We start from the raw sequence: 23929 nt of genomic DNA, 5'->3' as shown, positions 1-23929 counted from the left end.
TAGGTGGTTGATCCCGGCCCGCTGGAGGAGATCCCGTTGCCGCAGTCCCTCCCCGCCCGCCGGGCGCGCCACGCGCGGGTTTCCGCCGCGTTGGCGCAGCTCAGCGACCCGCGGCTGACGGCGTTTTTGGAGTCCGCCCGCCCGCTCGGCGCGGGCATCGGGGGCACCACCTGGCTCGCCGACGTCGGCGGGGCGCCGGTCTTCGTGAAGCGGGTGCCGGTCACCGAGGTCGAGCTGGCGCGGCCGCGCTCGACCGCCGACCACTTCGGCCTGCCGGTCTGGTCGCACTACGGGGTCGGCTCGGCGGGCGGCGGCGCCTGGCGCGAGCTGGCCGCGCACGTGCTGACCAGCGACGACGTGCTCGCCGCCGGCGGCGAGAACTTCCTGCTGCTGCACCACTGGCGCGTCCTCGACGCCGGGCCGCGCCCGGTGCCGACCGCGGCCGAGCGGGCGGAGCAGGTCGCGTTCTGGCACGGCCACCCGGGCGTGCGGCGGCGGCTGGAGGCGCTCGCCACGGCGCCGGCCGACCTGGTGCTGTTCCTCGAGCACGTGCCGCACAACCTGCGCGGCTGGATGCACGAGGGCGCGTGCGGGATGGCCGAGCGGGACCTGACGGCCATCGCCCGGTCGCTGAGCCGGCTCGGGTTGTGGCACTTCGACGCGCACTTCGGCAACACCCTCACCGACGGCGAACGGCTCTACCTCACCGACTTCGGGCTGGCGTCCGCGTCCCGGTTCGACGTCACCGCCGCCGAGCGGCGGTTCCTCGCCGACCACGCGACACACGACCGGAGCTACGTGCTCACCCACCTGGTGAACTGGATCGTGCGCGAGCTCGGCGGCATCGCCGATGTCCCGTCGCGCAACACGGCCATCCGCACCGGCGACCTCCCCGCACTTCCGCCCGCGGCGGCGGACGTCGTCCGGCGGCACGCGCCGGTCGCCGCGCTCGTCAACGACTTCTACTTCCGCGTGCACACCGCGAGCCGGATGACGCCGTACCCGCGCAACGAGATCGAACGTGTTCTGGGCAGATCTTGACGAACCACTCGAACGTGGCATGCAATGCGAGGATGTCGACGAGGACGATCGCCGAGGGTGACCGCGTGCTGGGCAAGGTCGCGCTGCGGATCATGCCCTTCCTGGCCCTGCTGTACTTCGTGAACTACCTGGACCGCGTCAACATCGGCTTCGCGGGGCCGAACGGGATGAACACCGAACTCGGCCTGACCGCGACCGCGTTCGGGTTCGCCTCCGGGATCTTCTTCCTCGGCTACCTCACGCTCGAGGTGCCCAGCAACCTCGCGCTGCACCGGTTCGGCGCGCGCCGGTGGCTGGCCCGGATCATGATCACCTGGGGGATCATCGCGACGGTGCTGGCGTTCGTGCCCAACGCCACGACGCTGGTGATCATGCGGTTCCTGCTCGGCGTCGCCGAGGCGGGCTTCTTCCCCGGGATCATCCTGTACCTGACGTACTGGTTCCCGGCGGCGCAACGGGCCAAGGCCGTCGCCCTGTTCATGGCGGCCGTGCCGGTGTCGTCGGCCATCGGGGCGACGGTGTCCAGCCTGCTGATCGCGCACGGGCACGGGGTGTTCGGGCTGTCCGGGTGGCGGTTCATGTTCCTCGTCGAGGGCATCCCGGCGATCCTGCTCGCGTTCGCGACCTGGTTCTACCTGACCAACCGCCCGGAGCAGGCGAAGTGGCTCACCGAGGACGAGCGCCGCTGGCTGACCACCGAACTGGACAACGAGCGCAAGGCGACCGAGGCCGAGCACCACTGGCCGCTGCGCAAGGCGCTGACCCACCCGCGCATCCTCGGCCTGGCGTTCGTGTACTTCGCGATCGCCTACGGCCTGTACGCGCTGGGGTTCTTCCTGCCGACGATCATCGCCGGGTTCGGGCAGGAGTTCGGCACGAAGCTGTCCACGGTGCAGGCCGGGCTGGTCACGGCGGTCCCGTACGTCATCGGCGCGGTGGTGATGGTCTTCTGGGCACGGCACGGCGACCGCACCCGGGAGCGGAAGTGGCACGTCGCGCTGCCGATGATCGTCGGCGGCGTGGCGATCCCGGTGGCGCTCTACCTGGGCAACCCGTATGCGGCGATGGTCGCGGTGACGGTCTGCGCCGTCGGGGTGTGCGCGGCGCTGCCGACGTTCTGGGCGTTGCCCTCGACGTTCCTCTCCGGCGCGGCGGCCGCCGGCGGCATCGCGCTGATCAACTCGCTGGGCAACATCTCCGGCTTCGCCGCGCCGTACGTGACGGGATGGCTGCGCGACCTGACCGGGTCGCAGCGGACCGGCCTGTGGGTGGTCGGCGCCTGCATGGTCGCCGGCGCCTGCGTCGCCCTCGCGCTGGGTGCCCGGCCCAAGCCGGACCGGGCGTGAGGGTTCAGCCCGAGTACGGGTACCGCACCTTCCAGTCGCCTTCGAGGTGCCACCGCATACCGGTCGTACCCCAGAGCAGGTGTTCGGTGTACTCATGGCGCCGCTCGGCGACGGCGAGCAGGAACTCGACGGTTCCGCCGGGGAAGGACTCCCAGCGCGGGTCGAGGTTGCGCCACCAGATGACGACGGGCCAACGGTCCGGATCCTCGTCGTCGGTGAGCCAGAACAGGTCGTCACCACCACCTGTCACGCCCCATTGCAGCAGCCCGCCCGGCTCCGGGAAGATCGGGTAGGGGTAGTCCTCCGGGAAGCTGTCGCGCATGCTGCGGTACGCGTCGCCGACGCCCAGGTCCATCGCCTCGAGGTAGCCGGCGAAGCCTGGAGACACCCCTGGTTCGTACGGAAATTCGGTCGGGCAACTGACATGCAGTTCCTCGTTGATCGCGCCCCCGCCGTAGCGATCGACGAAGGCCCGGTAGTCGGACGGGAACTGGAAGCCGATCTCCTCGACGGCGCGGTCCCAGGGCGGCGGCTCGGGCCGGGCGAGCGGCGGCGGCAGTACGTCGATCAGCCGTTGCAACGTCTCGTTCACGCCGGTACGACGAAGCCCCGGGAAAGCACGTTCCCCGGGGCTTCTTCAGCCGGCGGTCAGCGGCGCTTGCGCCACACCGAGACGACGGCGGGGCGGGGCAGGTTCGTCCCGCCGTCCGGCCAGTGCGACTGCGGGTTTGTCACCGTGCCGCCCTCACCGGGGTGCTGCACCGCGACCGTGACGAAGTCGCTCGTCACGTTGGGGCCACAGGTCTCCGCGCCGATCGGCACCGTGAGGAACTGCTTGACCTGGCCGCGGTTCGGGCCGTCGACCGGCACCGCGAACAGGCCGTCGTTCATGCCCAGCGCGTTGCCGTCGGTGGAGATCCACAGGTTGCCGTAGGGGTCGAACGCCACGTTGTCCGGGCAGGAGATCGGGCTGACCTGGTCCTTCGGGAAACCGCCGAAGTAGGTGTCGGCCGTGGCCGGGTCACCGCAGACCAGCAGCAGGCGCCAGGAGAACTTCGTCGAGGCCGCGTCGCCGCGGTCCTCCTCCCACTCCAGCACGTGGCCGTTCTTGTTGCCGACGCGCGGGTTCGCCTCGTCGACGCCGGCCTTGCCCGCCGCGCCGCGGTCGCTGTTGTTGGTCAGCGCGGCGTAGATGCGGCCGTTGACCGGGTTCGGCTCGATGTCCTCGGGACGGTCCATCTTGGTCGCGCCCGCCTTGTCCGCGGCCTGGCGCGTGAAGACGTAGACCTCCTCGGCGGTGAAGCCGTCCACGAAGGACTTGTCACCGCTGGCCAGCGGGATCCACTCGCCGCGACCATCGAACTCGCCGTCGGACGGGAGCTTGCCGGTGCCGTCGATCTGGCTCGCCGGGCTGTCGCCGGTGAACTTGCCGACGTACAGGGTGCCCTCGTCGAGCAGCGCCGAGTTGTGGCGGCGGGCGTGGGCGCTGGTGCCCGGCTTGTACTTGCCCTTCGACACGAACTTGTAGATGTACTCGAAGCGCTCGTCGTCACCGGAGTAGACGGCGACCCGGCCGTCCTTGGTGATCTTGACGTTGGCGGCCTCGTGCTTGAAGCGGCCCAGCGCGGTGTGCTTGATCGGCGTCGAGTCCGGGTCGTTGGGGTCGATCTCGACGACCCAGCCGAACCGGTTGACCTCGTTGGGCTCCTGCGGCACGTCCCAGCGCTTGTCGAAGCGCTCCCACTTGCGGGTCGTGGTGCCCTTGCCGATGCCGTAGCGGGTCAGCCGCGCCTGCACGACCGGGTCGGTGATCTTGTCCGAGTTGGCGAAGTACTGGTGGAAGTTCTCCTCGCCGGACAGGACCGTGCCCCACGGCGTCACGCCGCCGGCGCAGTTGTTCTGGGTGCCGCGCACCTTGGTGCCAGTCGGGTCGGCGGAGGTCTTCAGGTACTTCGAGCCGGCGGCCGGGCCGCGCACCTCGAAGGTGGTGTCCAACGTGATGCGTCGCCCGTAGCGGCTCGGCACGACCTCGAGGCCACCGTCGCGCTGCTTCTCCACGAGCACGACGGACAGGCCGTGCGCGGCCCAGCCGATCTTGACCTGCTCCTCGGTCGGGTTCGCCGGGTCGTACTGGCCCGCCGGGAACATCTGCGTCTCGGTCGTGTACTCGTGGTTCACGACCATCAGGAAGCGCTTGCCCTGGCGGTCCTGCGGGATGAGACCGACGAAGTCGTTGTTGTAGCCGAACTGCTTCGCCTGCGCGGCCGCGGTCTGCTTGGCGATGTCGAACTCCGGCGCGCCGGTGACGACCGGGTCGCCCCAGCGGATCACGACGTTCTGCTCCCAGCCGTCCGGGATGACGACCGCGTCGGCCTTGTTCGGCGCGACCGGGGTGAAGTCCGTGCCGGGCGCGGGGCGGCCGGGGCGCTCGCCCGCCAGCGCGGGCGGGACCGCGGCGGAGGCGGTGGCGCCCGCGTTCAGGGCGGCGAACCCGCCGGCAGCGGCGGCCATGACCGCGCCGGCCTTGAACACGCCGCGACGCGACATGCCCTTGACGACGTCACCGAAGTACTCGTTCGACGACTCGTTGGGCGCTTCGTGAGCGCACTGGTTGCCGCAACGGTAGATGCACGTGGTGGCGGACCGGCCGCTCGTGTGGGTAAGGAGGGGCAGCAGCCGCCCGGGGGTGAAGGACACCTGGTCTCCAGTCACTCAGTCAGGGGAAACGCTGGTGACGTTAAGCGACAGAGGCCAGGTGTCCTCAAACTACAGGTGAACGGCAGTCAAAGCTCTTCCCCGACGAGAGCTGCCTCACGCGGCACGCGGTGCGGATCCGCGCTGTTCGTCCGGACCGCGAGTAGCCCGCCGGCCAGCACGCACAGGATCGCGGCGATGACGAATGGGGCGTGCTCCGACCCGAGCCATTCGGCGACGTGCCCCACGAGGGTGGCGGCCACGGCGCCGCCGAGCCAGCGGCAGAAGTTGTAGCCCGCGCTCGCCACCGGCCGGGGCGCGCCGCTGATCGACATCGCGGTGCCGGTGAACAGGGTGTTCAGCAGGCCGGAGACCAGCCCGGACACGATCACGCCGACCACGATCACCGGCTTGCTCGGCACCACGAGCACCACCATCAGCACCGCGTAGCCGAGCACGGACACCACGGTCGCGTGCCGCTCACCGAGCCGGGCCGCCAGTTTCGGCGCGAGCACCACCCCGGCGACCGCGACGCACAGTCCCCAGCCGCAGAAGATCAGCCCGACCGCGACGGCGCTCCAGTCCAGCACGAACGGCGTCCACGCCAGGACGGTGAAGAACGCGGCGGTGTAGAACGCCGAGCCGATCGAGGTGCGCAGCAGCCCGGCGTGCTTCAGCGCGCGCAGCGGGTCGAGCAGCCGGATCGGGGCCCGCTTCTCGTGCTTGTCGCTCGCCAGGAAGATCGAGCACAGCACCAGGGCGGCGGCCATCAGCACGGCGGTGCCGACGAACGGCCCGCGCCAGGAGATGCTGCCGAGGAGGGCGCCGAGCAGCGGACCGACCGCGAGACCGACGCCGAGCGCGGCCTCGTAGAGCAGGATCGCCCCGGCCTGCCCGCCGGTCGCGGCGCCGACGATCACCGACAGCGCGGTGGCGATGAAGAACGCGTTGCCGAGACCCCACACCGCGCGCAGCGCGACGAGCTGTTCGATCGACCCGGCCGCGGCGCACAGCGCGGTCGCGACCACGATCAGCGCCAGCCCGGTGAGGACCGTCCGCTTCGGACCGAACTTCGCGCTCGCCGCGCCGGTGACCAGCATCGCGATCACCTGGACGCCCAGGTAGGACGAGAACAGCAGGGTCACCTGCGACGGCGTGGCGTGCAGCCCCTCGGCGATGGACAGCAGGATCGGGTCCACCAGGCCGATCCCCATGAACGCGATGACCGCGGCGAACGCCGTGATCCACACCTGCTTCGGCTGGTTCTTCAGCGCGTCCAGCAGGCTCCCGTGACTGTGACTGCTCATGCGAGCAGTTCCTCCTTCTTGACCGGATCGATGAGCCTCCGCAAGGCCGGCAGCGCCGCGTCGATCGCGTCGCGGTCGGCCGGATCCAGGGCGGCCAGACGCTCGCGCAGGAACTCCTCGCGGGCCGTGATCAGGTCGGTCACGTACCGCGTGCCCGACTCGGTCGCCGCGATGAGCACCGCGCGCCGGTCGTCCGGATCGGGACGCCTGCTCACCAGACCGAGCCGCTCCAGCCTGCGGACCAGGTCCGTCATCGACGGCTGCCGCACGCCCTCCAGCTCGGCGAGGACGCTCATCCGCCGCGGGCCGCCGTGGACCAGCTCGCTGAGCACCGATCCCTGGGTCAGGGTGAGCTGGTGCTGCGGGGTCAGCCGCCGGACCACGTAGTAGAGGCGGAAGACCAGCGGGCGCAGCTCGTGCGCGAGCTCTGCTACTCCTGGATTCACTTAGCTATCCTAAGCTTTATTGCTTAGGTTGTCTAAGTTGTTCGGCTCACAGCGACTTGGTCAACCACAGCCCGGTCAGCGCGGCGACGGCCAGCGTGACCGCCCCGGCCACCACGAACGCGCTGCCGAGGCCGACCCCGGTCTGCACGACCGCGCCCAGCACCGCCACACCGAGCACCGCCCCGATCTGCCTGGTCGTGCTGCTGATCCCGGACGCCAGCCCGCCCTCCCGCGGGCTGACCGCGTGGATCGCGGCCCCGGTCAGCGGCGACATCGCCAGCGCGAACCCGACGCCGACCACCGCGAGCCGCCACCACACGTTGCCGTAGCCGGTGTCCGCGTCCACGAACCCGAGCACCAGCAGGCCCACCCCGGCCAGCACCAGGCCACTGGTGACTACGATTCGGAACCCGTGCCGCGCCGCGAGCCTGCCCGCGAACGGGCTCACCACCACCATGCCGAGCGACGCGGGCAGCGTCCGCAACCCGGCGACGAGGATCGAGCTGCCCTGGACCTGCACGAAGAACTGCGAGAAGAAGAACGACGAGCCCATCAACGCGAAACCCACCACGACCATGGCCGTGTTCGACACCGTGAACAACCGCTCCCGGAACAGCCGCAACGGCAGCACCGGCGCCGCGCGGCGAGCCTCCACGGCGACGAACCCGGCGAGCACCACCACCGCCACGGCGAAACTGCCCAGGATCACCGGCGAGGTCCAGCCGCGCGACCCACCCTCGATCAGGCCGTAGGTCAGCGCACCAACGCCCACCACCGACAACACCGTGCCCGGGACGTCGATCGCGGGCGCGTCCGGGTTGCGCGACTCGCCCAGGACACGAAGGCCGGCCACAGCAGGGCCACACCGACGGGCAGGTTCACCAGGAAGATCGACGGCCAGGCGAAGGCCTCGACCAGGACACCGCCCGCCAGCGGCCCGGCCGCCAGCCCGATCCCGCTGAGCCCGGCCCACAGCCCGATCGCCCTGACCCGCTCGGCCGGAACCGGGTACGCGGCGCTGAGCAGGGCCAGCGCGGCGGGGCTCAACGCCGCCGCGCCGATGCCCTGCACCACCCGCCCGGCGATCAGCCAGCCGATCGACGGCGCGACGGCACACACCACGGACGCGGCCGTGAACACCGCCACCCCGGCGAGGAACACGCGCTTGCGGCCGAACCGGTCGGCGAACACCCCGCCGGACAGCAACAGCATGGCGACCAGCAGCACGTAGGCGTCGACGATCCACTGCAGCCCGCTGATCCCGACGTGCAAACGCTCCTGCATGTCGGGCAGCGCCGCGCCGACGATGGTGCTGTCGAGCAGCACCATGAACTGGCCGAGGCAGGTCAGCGTGAGCAGCGCCGCCCGGCTCCCGGCGCGCGTTCCGATCTTCGTCATGTGGACGGACAATAGTTCGACAATCCCGAAGTGTCGAACTATTTGCTACCCTCGCCGCATGCGATCGCTACCCCACCCCGAACGCGAGTCGCTGACACTCGCACCGGTCCTGCACGCGCTCGGCGACCCGGTGCGGCTCGAACTGGTGCGGCGCGCCTCCGGCAGCCCGGGGTCGACCTGCGCCGTGCTGGCGGACGGCCTGGACGTGCCGATGTCCACCCTGACCAACCACTGGCGGATCCTGCGGGAGGCGGGGGTGATCACCATGACGGTGGACGGCAGGCACCGGCGGATCCGGGTCCGCCGCGACGACCTGGGCGAACGCTTCCCCGGCCTGCTCGACCCGATCCTGCGCCTCGCGGCGGACGAGTAGGTACGGTCACGAGCATGGACGCGGTGGTTTTCGACCTGGACGGGGTGCTCGTGGACTCCGAGCAGACCTGGGACGAGGTCCGCCGGGCGGTGGTCGCCGACCACGGTGGCAGCTGGACGGCCACGGCGACCAGGGCGATGCAGGGGATGAGCACCCCGGAATGGGCGCGCTACCTGGTCGAACACCTGGGCGCGCGGCTCACGCCGGACCGGATCGCCCAGGTCGTGATCGACCAGATGGCCCAGCGCTACGCGGGCGGGCCGCCCGTGCTGCCCGGCGCCGCGGCGGCCGTGCACGCGGTCGGCGAGCGGTACCCGGTGGCCATCGCCAGCTCGTCGCCGCCGGTGCTGATCCAGGCGTTCCTGGAGGCCACTGGCCTGACCGGGCTGGTGGAGGTGGCGCTGTCCAGCGAGCAGGTCGCCGCGGGCAAGCCGGCGCCGGACGTGTACCTCGAAGCCGCGCGCAGGCTGGGCAAGGACCCCGCGCGGTGCGCCGCCGTCGAGGACACCACCAACGGGCTCAAGGCAGCGCTGGCCGCGGGCATGACCGTCTACGCCGTGCCCAACCCGCACTTCCCGCCGGATCCGGCCGTGCTGGCGCAGGTCCACCGAGTGCTGGACACCGTCGCGGACCTGCCCGCCGCGCTCCGGGGATGAACAAGGGCCCGGTCCAGGACCGGGCCCTCGGCAGTCAGCGCTCGATGTCGCCGGTGATGAACTTCTCCACCGCGTCTCGCGCGGTCGAGTCGTCGTACTGCTCCGGCGGCGACTTCATGAAGTAGGACGACGCGGACAGCAGCGGGCCGCCGACACCGCGGTCGAGGGCGATCTTCGCGGCGCGCACCGCGTCGATGATGATGCCCGCCGAGTTCGGCGAGTCCCACACCTCGAGCTTGTACTCCAGGTTCAGCGGCACGTCACCGAACGCGCGGCCCTCCAGCCGGACGTAGGCCCACTTGCGGTCTTCCAGCCACTGCACGTAGTCCGACGGACCGACGTGGACGTTGGCCTTGCCGAGGTCGCGGTCGATCTGCGAGGTGACGGCCTGGGTCTTGGAGACCTTCTTGGACTCCAGGCGCTCCAGTTCCTTCATGTTCTTGAAGTCCATGTTGCCGCCCACGTTCAGCTGCATGGTGCGGTCGAGCTGGACCCCGCGGTCCTCGAACAGCTTCGCCAGCACGCGGTGCGTGATGGTGGCGCCGACCTGGGACTTGATGTCGTCACCGACGATCGGGACACCCGCGTCGGTGAACTTCTGCGCCCACTCCGGGTTCGAGGCGATGAACACCGGGATCGCGTTGACGAAGGCCACGCCGGCGTCGATGGCGCACTGGGCGTAGAACTTCTGGGCCTCCTCCGACCCGACCGGCAGGTACGAGACCAGCACGTCGACCTGGGCCTCGCGCAGCGCGGCGACGACGTCGACCGGCTCCTCGTCGGACTCCTCGATGGTCTCCTGGTAGAAGCGGCCGAGACCGTCCATCGTGGGGCCGCGCAGGACCGGCACACCGAGCGGCGGCACGTCGGTGATCTTGATCGTGTTGTTCTCGCTGGCGAGGATCGCGGACGACAGGTCCTGGCCGACCTTCTTGGCGTCGACGTCGAACGCGGCCACGAACTCCACGTCACCGACGTGGTACTGGCCGAACCGCACGTGCATCAGGCCGGGCACCCGCGAGGCCGGGTCGGCGTCGCGGTAGTAGTGCACCCCCTGCACCAGCGACGCCGCACAGTTTCCGACGCCAACGATGGCCACCCGTACGCGGCCGCTGTTGTCGCCCATGCCGGTTTCTCCTTCGTTCAGTGATGTCTTGCCGATTTCGGATGCGGTCTCAGCTCTGAAGCCCGCGGTTCTGCTCGTCCTGCTCGTGCGCGATCAGTTCGTTCAGCCAGCGCACCTCGCGCTCGCTGCTCTCCAGCCCCAGGCGGTGCAGCTCACGCGTGTACCGGTCGATCTTCTCCTCGGCCCGGGCGAGCGCCGCCCGGAGTCCTTCACGGCGTTCCTCGACCCGGCGGCGCCTGCCCTCCAGGATCCGCATCCTGACATCGGCCGGTGTCCGGGAGAAGAAGGCCAGGTGGACCCCGAACCCTTCGTCCTCCCAGGTCTGCGGCCCGGCGTCGACGAGCAGCTTCGCGAAGTGCTCCTTACCCTCCGCTGTGAGCTTGTACACCGTCCGAGCCCGCCGGCCCCAGCCCTTGACGGGCTCGCCGGCTCCCCCGACGTCACTGTCGGCCTCTTCGATGAACCCCGCCCGCTGCAACCGGCGCAAGGTCGGGTACAGCGAGCCGTACGAGAAGGTGCGGAACATGCCGAGCGTGTCGTGCAGCCGTTTGCGCAGCACGTAGCCGTGCATCGGTGCCTCGTGCAGCAGCCCCAGGATGGCGAACTCCAGCACGGTGCACCCCCTTTCGAGGACCTCCACGACACTCCGGCAACCTAACGCCGAATTATATCGGGCCGATACATCGAAGTGGTGTAGCCAACATCAATGATCACCCAATGCGGCCTGAACCACACCCGTGATGTTCACCAGAGCGTTATGGAAGGGTCGGCGTGTCGCGCACGCGGTCCAGACCGTTAGTCCGCACAGCTCATGGCGGACACACGGCGGCCACGTACTCTGTCACCGTGCAGAACCAGCGACAGGTGGTGGACTACGCCCTGCAGCGCCGTGCGCTGCTGGCAGGCGTCCGCTCCGGTCGTGTCGGCACGCGCGACGTCTGCGACGCCGATCCGTACCTGCTCAGAGCTGCCCGGTTCCACGGCGAACCGAGCGAGGCCCCCTGCCCGCTGTGCGGGAAGGACGGCCTGACGAACGTGTCCTGGGTGTTCGGGGAACAGCTCAAGCACGTCTCCGGCTCGGCAAGGACACCGACGGAACTGGCCCGCCTGGCCAACCTGGTCGGGGAGTTCAACGTCCATGTGGTGGAGGTGTGCCGGACGTGCCGCTGGAACCACCTGGTGCGTTCGTACGTCTCGGGCAACGGAACCCCGCACGGCCCGTCCCGGAGGACGGCCGGGCAGTGAGGGGACGTAGCGCAGCGCTGGCACTCGATCACAGAACGGCGCCCGGTGTACCGCCGGTCTGGGAGGCTCACTCGTGAACGACCACCGCAATCGCTCCTGGCCTGGTCAGGAGCCTGATGAACCCCGTCGTGCCCAGTGGCCGCGCGAGGGCGGCGGCCCGGCCTGGCCGAGCGGTGACGAACCACCGCGGCGTCCCGCGCCTCCCCAGCGCCCGCAGGCCCGTGGCCCGCAGGGCCCGCAGTGGCCGGGCGAGGGCGGTGGCCCCGGCTGGCCGGGCGGCCAGGACCCGGACGCCCCGCGTGGCGCCCGCCGCGTCCCGCCCGCGGGCAACCGGATGCCTCCGCCGCCGCGCCGCCCCGGCCCGCCGCCCGGGCCCCAGAACGGTGGACCGCAGAACGGTGGACCGCAGAACCCGGCCGACCGGCCGATGCGCGGCCGCTACCGCCCGCCCGCGGGCCCGGCCGCCGCGGCCGCCGGCGCCGGTGCCGCCGCAGGCGCCGCCGGCCGCCGTCCCGGCATGGGCGACTCCGAGCCCGGCCTGCTCACCCACGCCGAGCTGCGCTCCGGCGGGTACCACGACGACTACGACGACTACGTCGACGAGCCCCTGGACGACTCCGGCCCCGAGGACGACGCGCCCGAGGAGACCGGGAAGGGGAAGAAGGGCAAGGCGGCCCTGACGCCGAAGCAGCGCAAGAAGCGGCGCTGGAAGATCATCCGGCGCACCCTGTACGCCTTCTTCGGCGTGTTCGTGGTGCTGCCCGCGATCGCGTTCACGATCGCCTACTTCCTGGTCGACGTGCCGACGCCGGAGGAGGTCCTGGCCCAGCAGGACCAGGTGGTGACCTACTACTACAGCGACGGCTCGGTGATGGGCAAGGAGATCCCGGACAGCGGGAACCGCCAGATCCTCAAGCCAGGGCAGATCCCGGAAACCGTCAAGCACGCCGTGTACGCGGCCGAGGACGCGACGTTCGAGACCAACAACGGGTTCGACGTGATGGGCATCCTCGGCGCGGTCTACAACAACCTGACCGGCGGCTCCGGCGGTGGTTCGACCATCTCCCAGCAGTACATCAAGAAGGCCACCGAGAACGAGGCGCCCACGCTCACCCGCAAGGCGACCGAGCTGGTCAAGTCGTTCAAGATGAACCAGACACAGTCCAAAGAGGACATCATCACGGCCTACCTGAACATCGTCTACTTCGGACGTGGCGCGTACGGCATCGAGGCGGCCGCGCACGCGTACTTCAACAAGACCTCGGCGGAGCTGACCCAGTCCGAGGCGGCGCTGCTGGCGGGCATGATCCAGGGTCCTGGCAAGTCGGAGAACGCCGAGTACACCACCTGGCGCTGGAACTACGTGATGGACCAGATGGTCAAGTACAAGTGGATCACGGAGGCCGACCGCCAGTCCGCCCAGTACCCGGCGCCGTTGCCGAAGGACCAGACCAAGCCGCAGGCGATCACCGGTCCGAACGCGTTCGTCCAGGGCCAGGTGGAGGCCGAACTCGAAGCGGCGGGTTACTCCAAGGAGAAGATCCAGGCCAACGGCTACAACGTCTACACGACGATCGACCCGAACGCGCAGCGGCTGGCCGAGAAGGCCGTCAACGACGTGATGCAGGGACAGCCGGACGCGCTCAAGGAGGCGCTGGTCGCGGTCGACCCGAAGACCAGGGGTGTGATCGCCTACTACGGCGGGCCGAACAACAAGGCCGACCAGCGCGACTGGGCCAACACCAAGCGCAACCCGGGGTCGTCGTTCAAGACGTTCGACCTCGTCGCGTTCCTGAAGATGGGCAAGGGGCTCGGCGAGACGTTCGACGGCAGCACCCACCGCCAGTTCGGCGTGCTGCCCAACGGGCAGCCGCGCTACATCAACAACGCCGGCGCGTCCAACAGCTGCTCGAAGGAGTGCACGGTCGCCGAGGCCACCATGCGCTCGACCAACACCGTGTTCTTCGACATGGTGGCCAACGTGACCGGGCCGCAGGCAGTGGCCGACGCGGCCCAGGAGGCCGGGGTCACCTCGCTGAAGGCGGTCGACAACAACATCTCGCTCGGTGGTGGCACGACCGAGGTCACGCCGCTGGACATGGCGTCCGGCTACGCGACGATCGCCGACAACGGCACCTACCTGGACCGGCACTTCGTGCAGAAGGTGACCACGCCGGGCGGCGACATCGTGTACCAGCCGTCGAGCAACCCGAAGCCGGCGTTCGCCGACGGCGACGCGAGCAAGAGCAAGCAGATCGCGGGCAACGTGACCAACGCGCTCAAGCCGGTCATCGAGTTCTCGAAGCTGAGCTGCCCGAGCGGCCACGAGTGCGCTGGCAAGACCGGTACCCAGCAGTACGACGCCAGCGGCGCCAACGCCAGCGGCACCTCGAAGGACAACTCGCAGGTGTGGATGGTCGGGTACACGCCGTCGGTCTCCGCGGCCGCCTGGGTCGGCACCGGCAGCAACCAGCCGCTGCACGACAAGAACGGCGAAGCGATCTCGTCGACCGGTCTGCCCGCCAAGATCTGGCAGCAGTTCATGAACGACTACCTCAAGGGCAAGCCCAGCGAGAAGTTCCCGACGGTGTCGCCGATCGGCAAGAGCGCGACCGCCAGCGACGACGCCTCGTCCTCGACGAAGCCGTCGACCAGCAGGCCGAGCACGACGAACTCCAGCACGCCGTCGTCGCCGCCGCCGTCGGCTCCGCCGAGCACCCCGGAGTCGACCGACACGACATCGAGCCGCCGGAATACGCCGACCTTCACGTTCCCCGGCGGCGGCGACGACTTCGGGCCGACGAACACCCGCGACAACGGCTGTTCCCCGGCTCACGCCGGAGGCCGTAACATCGCGCGGGTGTCCAGCCCGACCGACGAGACCACCTCGGCCGAACCCGCGCCGGCGTCACTCGACGCCGGTCAGCGGGTCGCGCCGTCCCGGACCGATCCGCTGGTCGCGGCCGCGAGCAGACCGATCGGCGGTCCGCTCGGCGAGCACGCGGCCGTGGGGCGGCACTGGTTCTGGACGCCGCAGCGGGTCGGGCTGGCGCTGGCCACGCTGGCGCTGATGCTGTGCTGGTTCGGCAAGGCCAGCTGCATCCAGCAGTACGTCGACGAGAACGGGCAGACCCAGCTGGACTGGCGGTCCGGCCGCCCGTACGTCGCGATGTGCTACAGCGACGTCGTGCCGCTGTTCAGCGCCGAGCGGCTGGACCAGCCCGGCACGTTCCCGTACCGGACGAGCTGGGTCGACGACGCCGGCACGCCGAACGCGCACGTCCGCTACATGGAGTACCCGGTGCTGACCGGGCTGTTCCAGTGGGCCAACGCGAAGATCACGCAGGCGTGGAAGGCGATCTCCGACACCGGCTGGCTGCCCGGCGCGCTGCCGGTGGCGATCTACTTCAACATCACCGCGTTCTGGCTCGCGCTGGCCTGGCTGGTCACGGTGTGGGCGGTGGGCCGCACCGCGAACCGCCGACCGTGGGACGCGTGCCTGGCGGCGATCTCACCGCTGGTGCTGGTGCACGCGTTCACCAACTTCGACACGCTGGCCACCGCGTTCGCCGCCACCGGCCTGCTGGCGTGGGCGCGGCGCAAACCGGCGGTCGCCGGGCTGCTGATCGGGCTCGGCGCGGCCGCGAAGCTGTACCCGTTGTTCCTGCTCGGACCGCTGCTCATCCTGTGCATCCGCGCCGGGAAGCTCCGCCCGTGGGCGATCACGGCCGGCGCCGCGGTCGGCACCTGGCTGGCCGTGAACCTGCCGATCGCGCTCACGCTGAACGCGGGCTGGCAGGAGTTCTTCCGGCTCAACGCGCAACGCGGGATGGACCCGGACTCGATCTACAACGTGATCTCCTACTTCACCGGCTGGGCGGGCTTCGACGGCCCGCTCGCGGCCGGGCAGACGCCGACCTGGCTGAACATCGTCAGCGGCACGCTGTTCCTGGCCTGCTGCGCGGGGATCGCCTACGTCGGGCTGTCCGCGCCGGTGCGGCCGCGGCTGGCGCAGCTGTGCTTCCTGGTGGTGGCCGCGTTCCTGCTGACCAACAAGGTGTGGAGCCCGCAGTACTCGCTGTGGCTGGTGCCGTTCGCGGTGCTGGCGATTCCGCGGTGGCGGCTGCTGCTCGGGTGGATGCTGCTGGACGCGCTGGTGTGGGTGCCGCGGATGTTCTACTACCTCGGCACCGACCACAAGGGACTGCCGCCGGACTGGTTCCTCGGGTTCGTCGCGCTGCGGGACCTGGCCGTGGTCGGGCTGTGCGTGCTGGTGCTGCGGGAGATCTACCGCCCGGCCGAGGACCTGGTGCGCGTCGCAGGCGACGACGACCCGGCAGGCGGGGTGCTGGACCGGGCCCGCGACGTGGTGGTGCTCCCGCGGCGCCGGGCCCGGCACGCGGTCTGAGTCAGCAGCCCCCACAGCACACCGGACAGCGCGGTCTTCTCGGCGTGGTCCACCGCGAGCCGGTAGGTCGCCTTGGCCTGCACGTTAAGCGCGGCGTAGGCGCAGCGGTGATCCCTGGGCAACCAGTGCGCCGGGTCCTGGCCCTTCCGCTGCCGGTAGCTGCCCGTGCTCACCGCGACGGGTCAGCCGAGCTTTTCCCGCAGGTAGGCGATGTCGTCGGCCTGGCCGTCGGCCGGGGTCTCGACCACCACGGGCGCGCCCGCGGCCGCCGCGACGGCCACCAGCGCCTCCGGGTCGATCGTGCCGCCGCCGTGCACCACGTTCGCGTGGTGGTCCCGCCCGGACCCGAACTCGTCGCGCGAGTTGTTCAGGTGCACCAGGTCGATGCGGCCGGTGATCGACATGACCTTCTCGACCACGTCGTCCAGCTCCCAGCCCGCGGCGAACGCGTGGCAGGTGTCCAGGCAGAACCCGGCGCCGAACTCGGCCACCTCGTCCCACAGCCGCGCCAGCACGTCCATCTCGCGCGCCATCGCGCCGGCGCCGCCCGCGGTGTTCTCGATCAGGATCGGCACCGCGAAACCGCCGTCGGCCGCCTGCCGTTCGAACAGCTTGCGCCAGTTCGCCAGGCCCTCCGCGACGTCCTCGCCGCGGCCGACGTGACCGCCGTGCACGATCAGGCCCTTCGCGCCGATCTCGGCCGCGGCGGCCGCGTGCTGGGCGGCCAGCTTGCGCGACGGGATGCGGATCCGGTTGTTCAGCGAGGCCACGTTGACGATGTAGGGGGAGTGGATGAACACCTCCACCCCGGCCGCCTCGATGTCCGCCCGCGGCGGCTGGGCGACGGGCTTCTTCCAGCCCTGGGGGTCGGCCAGGAAGAACTGCACCACGTCGGCCGAGCGCTCCCCGGCCGCGGTCAGCGGGTCGTCGTCACGGACGTGCGCACCGATCTGCATGGGGCCACGCTACCGGCGGAATCGGCTCGGTTCTCGCCAACCTCGGGAACGCTATGAAGTACCGTGAGCGCGGTCCGTGACACCTGAGGGGGACTCATGGGGAAGACCGCACGCCGTGCCGGGGTGGCCGGGTTCGTGCTGGCGCTGTCGGCCACGTTGGCCGCGCCGGGCGCGTTCGCCGAGGAGGCCGATCCCGCGCTGGCCGGCAGCTGCGGGGCGACCCTGCGGGACGAGCCGGGCGATGCCCTCACCCTCGACGTCGGCGCCCCGCTCGACCGGCCCGGTGTGCTCACCGTCGGCACCGGCAGCGAGGCCGCGCCAACCGGCCCGGACCAGCGCGACCCGCTGCTGGCGCTGCCGGTCGCGGACCTGGCGAAGGCGCTGGGTGTCGGGGACGCGCCCGTCGTCGGCGACCTGGCGGCCGAGCAGCTGTGCCCCGGCGTGCAGGGCACGGTGAACACGCTGTCCGCGGCCACCCAGAGCGTCGTCGCCGGTGAGCCGCTCGACCCGCCGTCCAGCCCCGCGCCCGGCCAACCCGCCCCCGGCGAGCCCGCGCCCGGCGCACCCCAGCCCGGCCAGGGCGTGACCCCGGCGCCCACGCTCCCGGCCGCGAACGGCGGGATCGTGCCCGCGTCGTTCGTCGTCGGCGGCTTGCCTGCCGGGTCCGGGATCGCCCCGCTGACGCCACCGCTGTCGGCGCTGATCCAGCCCGGCGTCGTCCCGCCCGCCGCGCCGGGGCTCGTCCCACCGGCTGGGACGGAGCCGCCGCTGGTCACGCAGAACTCCGGCACCGCCGAGGCGATGCCGTCGGCGGCGGCGCCCGCCCGGTTGCCGCTGATCATCGCGGTGTTCGCGCTCGCGGTCGTGGCCGCCGCGCTGACCCGCGCCTGGATGCGCCGCGCCTGACGGTCACGTTCCGGGGTGCGGGCGTCACGCACCTGCCCTAGCTTCGTTGGAACCAGTAGCGACGCGCTGGAGGACGAAGATGCAGGGTCGGACACGCAGGACCGCCGCGGTGGGCGCCGCCGCTTTCGCACTGGCCGGATCGGTCTCGCTCGCTCTGCCCGCGACCGCGAGCGCGGAGACGATCAGCGCCCAGTGCGGCGACACGGTGACGGCCAAGCCCGGCGACGTCATCAAGACCCCGCTCGGCCTGAAGACCGTCACCGACGGGCTGACCTCGATCGTCGGCGGCCTGCTCGGCGGGCTGTGCCAGATCACCGTCAAGGTCGTGGACACGGTCGTCGAACCGCTGCCGGTCGTCGGGGCGCCGGCGGCGAGCGCGGTCAACGGCGCGGTCGCGGGCACCACCAACGGCCTGACCGGCGCGGTCGACCAGACGGGCAAGGCGCTCAGCGGGGGCGGCGGGAGCCAGCCGCAGCCGCAGACCCCGCCGGGCGGCGGCAACCAGCAGACGCCGCCGGGAGTCACTCCCGGCCGCACCGAGGGCGCCGCGCCGGCCGCGATTCCCGGGTCGACCAGCCCGGTGCTGGCCGGCGACCCGTCCACCTTCGACTTCCTGCCGTTCGGCTCGGGCAGCGCGTACGCGCCGATGCGCAACTACGCGGGCCTGCCGTTCGCGGTGTCCGCGCTGTGGGCGCCCTCGCCAGGCCTGCGCTACGGCGGCCAGATCCCCGGTTACGCGCCCCAGTACGGCGCGCTCGGCCAGCCCGCGCAGTCCGGCCAGCCCGCGCAGTCCGGCCAGGCGGTGCAGAACGCGGGCCAGGCCGAGGCGCTGCCGAGCGGCTCGGGCGGCGGCGGCAACGTCGCGCTACCAATGCTCATCGCCGTTGTCGCTCTATCGGGTGTCAGCGCCGCTCTCGTACGCTCGTGGGTCTTACGCGGAGCTACCGCTTAGTATCCTTTGGGTCCGCTCGTCGTTAATCCCTTCCGGGGACACACGCCTGCGATCACTGGAGGTCCGCGCTCGTGCGCAACACCGGCCTGATGAAGACCACCCGTAGAGCGCTCACCGCCACCGCCGTCGCCGCGGCCATCGTCGGCGGTTCGCTGCTGTCCGCGGGCACCGCGTCGGCGAGCACCGTGCTGTCGCAGGCATGCACCGGCACTGTGATCGGCGCCCTCAGCGACAGCGTCGCGGTGCAGGGCAAGGACCTCGCGGGCGTGGTCAAGGCAGGCGCGCAGGAGCAGGAGTGGTTCCTGCACCTCAACGGCGTGGACCCGCAGAAGGTGGCGGACACGGTCAGCAAGGCCGGCGCGATCACCGTCGGCCAGATCCCGGCGAACGCGGCCAGCGGCGCGATCGCGGGCGACGCGATCGCCACCGCCGTCGCGACCACGCTGAAGAACGCGGGCGACCCGTACGCGGTCGGCCTCGGCATCGGCGGCGACCAGCAGAAGAAGACCCTCGACGCGATCACGAACAAGGTCACCGGCAACTGCGGTCTGACCACCTACGCGAACAACTACACCCAGCCCGGCCTCCCCTCCTCGCAGCCCGGCACGACCGCACCCGCGCCCGGCACCCCGGCGGCCACGACCGTCCCGGGCATCTCGGGCACCGGCTCGGCCACCGCCCCGCCGCGCAACTACGGCAACATCCCGGCGGCCGTGCCCGGCGTGGCAGGCGCCGCGGTGCCGCCGAGCGCGCTCTACCCGTCCTCGGCCACGCTGCCCGACCAGGCGCTGCCGCAGGTCGGCGTGCTGGGCGGCCAGTCCACCTCGGCCGGCGGCCAGGCGGACGTGCGCAACGCGGGCAACGCCAGCGCGATCGGCGGCGAGCCGGCCACGGGCAACGTCCAGCTGCCGATGCTCCTGGCGGTCGTCGCGCTGGCCGGGGTGAGCGCCGCGCTGGTGCGGACCTGGGTGCTGCGCAAACTGTCGTAGCCACCCCGTAGACTCGACCACTGACAAACCCTCCTGCCACGGAAAGCCCGTGGCCGTGAAGCCCACAGGAGGTGAGTGGTTGTGTCGCGCCATTACGAGGTGATGGTCATCCTCGACCCCACGCTCGACGAGCGTAAGGTCGCCCCGACTCTGGACACGTTCCTCAACGTCATCCGCACGTCCGGCGGAAGCGTGGAGAAGGTCGACGTGTGGGGCCGTCGCCGGCTCTCGTACGAGATCAAGAAGCACGCCGAGGGCATCTACGCCGTGCTGGACCTCAACAGCGAGCCCGACGCGGTGAAGGAGCTCGACCGGCAGCTGTCGCTGCAGGAGACCGTGCTCCGCACCAAGGTCGTCCGCAAGCCGGTCCCGCGCAAGGCCGCCAAGGCCGCGGCGAAGGCCTGAGGCGGATAGCCCATGGCTGGAGACACCGTCATCACCGTGGTCGGCAACCTGACGTCCGACCCCGAGCTGCGGTTCACCCCGTCCGGCGCCGCCGTCGCGAACTTCACCGTCGCGTCCACGCCGCGCACCTTCGACCGCCAGTCCGGCGAGTGGAAGGACGGCGAGGCGCTGTTCCTGCGCTGCAACATCTGGCGGCAGGCGGCGGAGAACGTCGCGGAGAGCCTGACGCGCGGTGCCCGCGTCGTCGTGCAGGGCCGCCTCAAGCAGCGGTCGTTCGAAACCAAGGAAGGCGAGAAGCGGACCGTCGTCGAGCTCGAGGTCGACGAGATCGGTCCGTCGCTGCGCTACGCCACCGCCAAGGTGAACAAGGTCAGCCGCGGCAGCGGCGGCGGTGGCGGCGGCTACGGCGGGAACACCGGCGGTGGTGCCCCCGCCGACGACCCGTGGGGTTCCGCCCCGCCTGCGGGCGACAGCGGCGGTTTCGCCGACGAGCCCCCCTTCTGACCAACCACTCGTACTGAATTCCCAGGAGCATCACCGTGGCCAAGCCACCCATCCGCAAGCCCAAGAAGAAGGTCTGCGTGTTCTGCAAGGCCGAGCAGAAGGGCCACCCGGAACTCATCGACTACAAGGACACCAACCTGCTGCGGAAGTACATCTCCGACCGCGGCAAGATCCGTGCCCGCCGGGTGACCGGCAACTGCAGCCAGCACCAGCGCGACATCGCCACCGCGGTCAAGAACTCCCGCGAGATGGCGCTGCTGCCCTACACCTCGACCGCGCGCTGAGGAGGGACCACATCATGGCGAAGATCATCCTCACCACTGACGTGGCGAACCTCGGCGGCCCCGGCGACATCGTCGAGGTCAAGGACGGCTACGCGCGCAACTTCCTGCTGCCCCGCGGTTACGCCATCCAGGCCACCAAGGGCGCCGAGAAGAACGTGCAGACCATCCGTCGCGCGCAGGAGTCCCGCCGCATCCGCGACCTCGACCACGCTCGTGAGGTCAAGGCCGCGCTGGAGGGTCTCGGCACCGTCGAGCTGACCGCGAAGGCCGCCGAGGGCTCGAAGAAGCTCTTCGGCTCGGTCACCACCGCCGACATCGCGAACGCGATCAAGGCGGCGGGCGGCCCGCTGCTCGACAAGCGCGTCCTGGAGACCGACGGGCACATCAAGACCGTCGGCAAGCACGTGGTGAACGCGCGCCTGCACCCCGAGGTGCAGGCCTCGGTCCGCCTCGAGGTGAAGGCGGGCCAGTAGGTCGTCGAACCGAGAACCGGGCAGGTTTCCGCAGGTTGCGGGGCCTGCCCGGTTTTTGCTGTTCGAGCCCGGAACCAGGTGGCCTGCGCTAGCATCCAATCCGGGCGATCAACGCGGACCGGCGAGAACGTAGGGGGTTCCTGGCGATGACCGGTGAGAAGCCGACCGACAGGCTCACGGAGGTGCCGCCACCGGCACCGATCCAGGTGGGCGGCAACGGCAGCCCGGGCGGGTACCAGTTCTCCCCGGACGAGGTGCGCGGCGTGATCAGCAAGTGGAAAGAGCTGCGCGACGACCTCCAGACGGACCTGGCGAACGCGCAGGCGGTCGCGCGCGTCGCGCCCCCCGGCAAGGAGTTCGCCAGCGGCGACTTCGTCAACAAGGCGGCCAAGGCCTCCGGCGAGACCCTCCTGCTGCAGCACCAGCGGATGGTCGACTACGTCCACAACTACATCGCGGCGCTGGAGAAGGCCGCGGGCATCGTCGAAGAGCAAGAGGCCGATACGCACCAGTCGGTGGGCCGGTACCGGGAAGTCTGAGCATGATCCGCACGTGCCTGGCGGCCGCCACCGTGGCTGCCGCCGCACTCCTCACCGGCTGCTCGTCGAGCGGGGGCACCGCCGCACCAAGCACCGCCCCGTCGATACCCGTCGCTGCGGGTGCCCGCCCCGCTGGCCGCCGACGCGCTGACCGGCAACCCGTGCGCGGGCCTGTCGGACGGCCAGGCGAGCGCCATCGGCCTCGCCACCCCGGGCGAAGTCATCCCGGGCCAGACCGGTTCGCGGTGCCAGTGGCAGTCGGCCGCGCACGACGCCAACAAGATCTTCATCTCGCCGCTCGCCGTGCAGGACAACGGCCTGACCGGGGTCTACGCCACCAGGGGAGCGTCGAAGTACTTCGAACCGACGACCGTCGCCGGCTACCCGGCCGTGTACGCGGACAACGCCGACCTCCGGCCCAACGGCTCGTGCGCGTTGTGGGTCGGCGTCACCGACCAACTGGCGGTCGGGGTCACGTCGAGCATCCTCGTCGGTCCCAACGCCACGAATCCTTGTCCCATCGTCGAAGAGGTCGCCGTCGCGATGGTTCAGCACCTGAAGGGGGACGCGTGATGCAGATTCGGCAGCAGGAGGGGTGGAGCCATGGTTGACGACTACACGGTCGGGCGCGTCGCGACGGGCGCGGCCGTCGGCGCGGCGGTCGGCTCGGTCGTCCCGGGTGTCGGCACGGCGGTCGGCGCCGGCGTCGGCGCGGTCGTCGGCGGTCTCGTCGGCCTGATGAGCACGCCCGAGGCGGAACACCACGAGGCGAACATCGCCGGCCGCACCATCGACGCGCGGCAGATCTGGGAGCAGATCAGCCCGGGCAACGCGACCTCGCTGGTGACCGCCGCGAACGCGGCGAACAGCCTGAAGAGCGTGCACGAGGAGCGCGGGCGGCTCATCCAGCAGATCAACGACCTGATGGACAACGCCTGGAAGGGCATGGCATCCGGTCAGGCGCAGGCAGGCGCGCACCCGCTGGGCATCTGGTTGCAGGACTCGGCCACGAACCTCGGCAAGAGCCACACCTACCTCAACGACCAGGCCACGGCTTTCGACACCGTGAAGTCCAAGGTCCAGGAGGTGCCTGCGCAGCCGCCGGACGGCAACTTCCTCGACGGCATCAACCCGTTGTCCGACGTCGACGACCAGATCGAGCAGTACAACCAGCGAGGCAAGGCGAACGTCGACGCGTTCAACGCCTACTACCAGGCCAGCATGAACAACGCGGGCGGGATGCCGCAGTACACCGCGTGGCAGGGCAACGTCTTCTCCGGCGGCGGCGTTCCGGGCGGTGTGCCCGGCGGGGTCGGCGGCGCCGGGAACATGCCCAGCGCGTCGGGCATGCCGGGCGACTTCAAGCCGGCGAGCACCGGTGACCTGCCGCAGTTCAACTCCACCAACCCGTCGGCGACCGTCCCGAAGACCCCGACCCCGGCCGGCTTCACGCCGGGCACCGGTTCGGGCGGGTACAACCCGGCCTTCGACGGGACCACGGCGGCGGGCTACACGCCGACCTCCACCAGCGGGTTCGGCCCCGGTGGCGGGGCCGGCGCGGGCGGCGCCGGTGCCGGCGGCGGCGGTGTCGGCGCTTCCGGGTTCGGAGCCGGGTTCGGGCCGGGCGCCGGGATCGGCACGGGCGCGACGGCGGGCACGGGCGCCGGGGCTGGTGGCGCGGGCGCCGGTGGCGCGGGCGGGCGATCCGGCCGTGGCGCGGGCCGCGCGGGCATGGCCGGTGCGCCGGGCATGGGCGGCCGCGGCGGTCACGGCAACGGCGAGGAAGACGAAGAGCACCAGAACAAGTACATGGTGGGTGACGACCCGAACGAGCTGTTCGGGACCGACGAGCTGACGGCTCCGCCCGTCATCGGCGAATGA

General features: G+C 71.0%; 25 protein-coding genes and 1 pseudogene. 17 read left to right on the top strand and 9 right to left on the bottom strand.

The features are described 5' to 3' along the window. Positions 1-3 precede the first annotated feature (3 nt). Entirely contained in the window at positions 4-1041 is a 1038-nt protein-coding gene (locus AMYTH_RS0129310) for a BUD32 family EKC/KEOPS complex subunit (RefSeq protein WP_037322758.1), read from the top strand. Between the two features lie 32 nt (positions 1042-1073). Continuing rightward, positions 1074-2387: an MFS transporter gene (locus tag AMYTH_RS0129305; RefSeq protein WP_027933242.1), complete on the top strand. Its 1314-nt coding sequence runs from the start codon at positions 1074-1076 to the stop codon at positions 2385-2387. Positions 2388-2391: 4 nt separating this feature from the next. Here the strand turns inward: AMYTH_RS0129305 and AMYTH_RS45895 are convergent, their stop codons facing one another. The 6 genes from AMYTH_RS45895 to AMYTH_RS50000 form a co-directional block, all read right to left on the bottom strand. Continuing rightward, complete coding sequence (locus tag AMYTH_RS45895) at positions 2392-2979, bottom strand: SMI1/KNR4 family protein (RefSeq protein WP_051362850.1); 588 nt, start codon at positions 2977-2979, stop codon at positions 2392-2394. 56 nt (positions 2980-3035) lie between these two features. Further along, positions 3036-5084 (bottom strand): PhoX family protein, encoded by a 2049-nt coding sequence (locus AMYTH_RS0129295; protein ID WP_027933241.1) that lies wholly within the window; start codon positions 5082-5084, stop codon positions 3036-3038. An 86-nt stretch (positions 5085-5170) separates the two neighbouring features. Further along, positions 5171-6388: an MFS transporter gene (locus AMYTH_RS0129290; RefSeq protein ID WP_027933240.1), complete on the bottom strand. Its 1218-nt coding sequence runs from the start codon at positions 6386-6388 to the stop codon at positions 5171-5173. Beyond that, a complete protein-coding gene (locus tag AMYTH_RS0129285; protein ID WP_027933239.1) occupies positions 6385-6834 on the bottom strand; it encodes a MarR family winged helix-turn-helix transcriptional regulator in 450 nt (149 codons plus the stop codon). The genes AMYTH_RS0129290 and AMYTH_RS0129285 overlap by 4 nt, the downstream gene beginning before the upstream one ends. 46 nt (positions 6835-6880) lie before the next feature. Then, positions 6881-7687: an MFS transporter gene (locus AMYTH_RS50005; RefSeq protein WP_209440797.1), complete on the bottom strand. Its 807-nt coding sequence runs from the start codon at positions 7685-7687 to the stop codon at positions 6881-6883. Next, a complete protein-coding gene (locus AMYTH_RS50000) occupies positions 7588-8232 on the bottom strand; it encodes an MFS transporter (RefSeq protein ID WP_209440796.1) in 645 nt (214 codons plus the stop codon). The genes AMYTH_RS50005 and AMYTH_RS50000 overlap by 100 nt, the downstream gene beginning before the upstream one ends. 58 nt (positions 8233-8290) lie before the next feature. Here AMYTH_RS50000 and AMYTH_RS0129275 point away from each other — a divergent pair, with 58 nt between their 5' ends. Then, complete coding sequence (locus AMYTH_RS0129275; RefSeq protein ID WP_027933238.1) at positions 8291-8605, top strand: ArsR/SmtB family transcription factor; 315 nt, start codon at positions 8291-8293, stop codon at positions 8603-8605. 14 nt (positions 8606-8619) lie between these two features. After that, positions 8620-9261, top strand: coding sequence for an HAD family hydrolase (locus AMYTH_RS0129270; RefSeq protein ID WP_027933237.1), 642 nt, complete (start codon positions 8620-8622; stop codon positions 9259-9261). Between the two features lie 34 nt (positions 9262-9295). Here AMYTH_RS0129270 and AMYTH_RS0129265 read toward each other — a convergent pair whose 3' ends face one another. After that, on the bottom strand, positions 9296-10387 hold the full coding sequence (locus AMYTH_RS0129265; RefSeq protein WP_027933236.1) for an inositol-3-phosphate synthase: 1092 nt from the start codon (positions 10385-10387) through the stop codon (positions 9296-9298). A 49-nt stretch (positions 10388-10436) separates the two neighbouring features. Next, on the bottom strand, positions 10437-11000 hold the full coding sequence (locus AMYTH_RS0129260; RefSeq protein ID WP_017985876.1) for a PadR family transcriptional regulator: 564 nt from the start codon (positions 10998-11000) through the stop codon (positions 10437-10439). Between the two features lie 233 nt (positions 11001-11233). On the opposite strand from AMYTH_RS0129260, the gene AMYTH_RS0129255 reads away from it, so the two are divergent. The 3 genes and pseudogenes from AMYTH_RS0129255 (at position 11234) to AMYTH_RS0129245 (ending at position 16040) form a co-directional block, all read left to right on the top strand. Next, a complete protein-coding gene (locus AMYTH_RS0129255) occupies positions 11234-11632 on the top strand; it encodes a DUF5318 family protein (RefSeq protein ID WP_027933235.1) in 399 nt (132 codons plus the stop codon). Between the two features lie 334 nt (positions 11633-11966). Then, positions 11967-14075: pseudogene (locus tag AMYTH_RS45885) on the top strand (transglycosylase domain-containing protein); the annotation flags it as partial. Between the two features lie 417 nt (positions 14076-14492). Beyond that, positions 14493-16040: a glycosyltransferase family 87 protein gene (locus tag AMYTH_RS0129245; RefSeq protein ID WP_027935477.1), complete on the top strand. Its 1548-nt coding sequence runs from the start codon at positions 14493-14495 to the stop codon at positions 16038-16040. Between the two features lie 182 nt (positions 16041-16222). On the opposite strand, the gene AMYTH_RS0129240 is transcribed toward AMYTH_RS0129245, so the two are convergent. Further along, entirely contained in the window at positions 16223-16996 is a 774-nt protein-coding gene (locus tag AMYTH_RS0129240; RefSeq protein ID WP_027933234.1) for a deoxyribonuclease IV, read from the bottom strand. Positions 16997-17092: 96 nt separating this feature from the next. Between AMYTH_RS0129240 and AMYTH_RS0129235 the strand changes: the two genes are divergently transcribed. From AMYTH_RS0129235 to AMYTH_RS0129190, 10 genes are all read left to right on the top strand, one after another. Beyond that, positions 17093-17902, top strand: coding sequence for a hypothetical protein (locus tag AMYTH_RS0129235; RefSeq protein WP_027933233.1), 810 nt, complete (start codon positions 17093-17095; stop codon positions 17900-17902). A 109-nt stretch (positions 17903-18011) separates the two neighbouring features. Further along, positions 18012-18854 (top strand): hypothetical protein, encoded by an 843-nt coding sequence (locus tag AMYTH_RS0129230; protein WP_027933232.1) that lies wholly within the window; start codon positions 18012-18014, stop codon positions 18852-18854. A gap of 71 nt (positions 18855-18925) precedes the next feature. Next, a complete protein-coding gene (locus tag AMYTH_RS0129225; RefSeq protein ID WP_027933231.1) occupies positions 18926-19843 on the top strand; it encodes a hypothetical protein in 918 nt (305 codons plus the stop codon). 81 nt (positions 19844-19924) lie between these two features. Further along, positions 19925-20248: a 30S ribosomal protein S6 gene (rpsF, locus tag AMYTH_RS0129220; RefSeq protein ID WP_020423406.1), complete on the top strand. Its 324-nt coding sequence runs from the start codon at positions 19925-19927 to the stop codon at positions 20246-20248. A 12-nt stretch (positions 20249-20260) separates the two neighbouring features. After that, a complete protein-coding gene (locus AMYTH_RS0129215; protein WP_017985887.1) occupies positions 20261-20752 on the top strand; it encodes a single-stranded DNA-binding protein in 492 nt (163 codons plus the stop codon). A 35-nt stretch (positions 20753-20787) separates the two neighbouring features. Further along, positions 20788-21036 (top strand): 30S ribosomal protein S18, encoded by a 249-nt coding sequence (gene rpsR / locus AMYTH_RS0129210; RefSeq protein ID WP_020423407.1) that lies wholly within the window; start codon positions 20788-20790, stop codon positions 21034-21036. A 14-nt stretch (positions 21037-21050) separates the two neighbouring features. Then, on the top strand, positions 21051-21509 hold the full coding sequence (rplI, locus tag AMYTH_RS0129205; RefSeq protein WP_027933230.1) for a 50S ribosomal protein L9: 459 nt from the start codon (positions 21051-21053) through the stop codon (positions 21507-21509). Between the two features lie 146 nt (positions 21510-21655). Continuing rightward, the gene (locus AMYTH_RS0129200; protein WP_027933229.1) at positions 21656-22048 is read left to right on the top strand and encodes a hypothetical protein; all 393 of its coding nucleotides are present in this window, start codon (positions 21656-21658) and stop codon (positions 22046-22048) included. Positions 22049-22168: 120 nt separating this feature from the next. Continuing rightward, positions 22169-22621 (top strand): DUF3558 domain-containing protein, encoded by a 453-nt coding sequence (locus tag AMYTH_RS45880; RefSeq protein ID WP_267283906.1) that lies wholly within the window; start codon positions 22169-22171, stop codon positions 22619-22621. 30 nt (positions 22622-22651) lie between these two features. Further along, positions 22652-23929: a glycine zipper domain-containing protein gene (locus AMYTH_RS0129190; RefSeq protein WP_027933228.1), complete on the top strand. Its 1278-nt coding sequence runs from the start codon at positions 22652-22654 to the stop codon at positions 23927-23929.

The sequence above is a fragment of the Amycolatopsis thermoflava N1165 genome, assembly GCF_000473265.1.
GTDB lineage: Bacteria > Actinomycetota > Actinomycetes > Mycobacteriales > Pseudonocardiaceae > Amycolatopsis_E > Amycolatopsis_E thermoflava.
The sequence above is the reverse complement of the archived record's forward strand: the minus strand, read 5'-3'. Positions and strand labels throughout refer to the sequence as shown.

Bases quoted from the DNA above. Each gene is read 5' to 3' on its own strand.
- AMYTH_RS0129265 (WP_027933236.1), bottom strand. From the start codon at position 10,387: ATGGGCGACAACAGCGGCCGCGTACGGGTGGCCATCGTTGGCGTCGGA.
- rplI (WP_027933230.1), top strand. From the start codon at position 21,051: ATGGCGAAGATCATCCTCACCACTGACGTGGCGAACCTCGGCGGCCCC.
- AMYTH_RS0129240 (WP_027933234.1), bottom strand. From the start codon at position 16,996: ATGCAGATCGGTGCGCACGTCCGTGACGACGACCCGCTGACCGCGGCC.
- AMYTH_RS0129235 (WP_027933233.1), top strand. From the start codon at position 17,093: ATGGGGAAGACCGCACGCCGTGCCGGGGTGGCCGGGTTCGTGCTGGCG.
- AMYTH_RS0129190 (WP_027933228.1), top strand. From the start codon at position 22,652: ATGGTTGACGACTACACGGTCGGGCGCGTCGCGACGGGCGCGGCCGTC.
- AMYTH_RS0129275 (WP_027933238.1), top strand. From the start codon at position 8,291: ATGCGATCGCTACCCCACCCCGAACGCGAGTCGCTGACACTCGCACCG.
- AMYTH_RS50000 (WP_209440796.1), bottom strand. From the start codon at position 8,232: ATGACGAAGATCGGAACGCGCGCCGGGAGCCGGGCGGCGCTGCTCACG.
- AMYTH_RS0129290 (WP_027933240.1), bottom strand. From the start codon at position 6,388: ATGAGCAGTCACAGTCACGGGAGCCTGCTGGACGCGCTGAAGAACCAG.
- AMYTH_RS0129215 (WP_017985887.1), top strand. From the start codon at position 20,261: ATGGCTGGAGACACCGTCATCACCGTGGTCGGCAACCTGACGTCCGAC.
- AMYTH_RS0129200 (WP_027933229.1), top strand. From the start codon at position 21,656: ATGACCGGTGAGAAGCCGACCGACAGGCTCACGGAGGTGCCGCCACCG.
- AMYTH_RS0129270 (WP_027933237.1), top strand. From the start codon at position 8,620: ATGGACGCGGTGGTTTTCGACCTGGACGGGGTGCTCGTGGACTCCGAG.
- AMYTH_RS0129305 (WP_027933242.1), top strand. From the start codon at position 1,074: ATGTCGACGAGGACGATCGCCGAGGGTGACCGCGTGCTGGGCAAGGTC.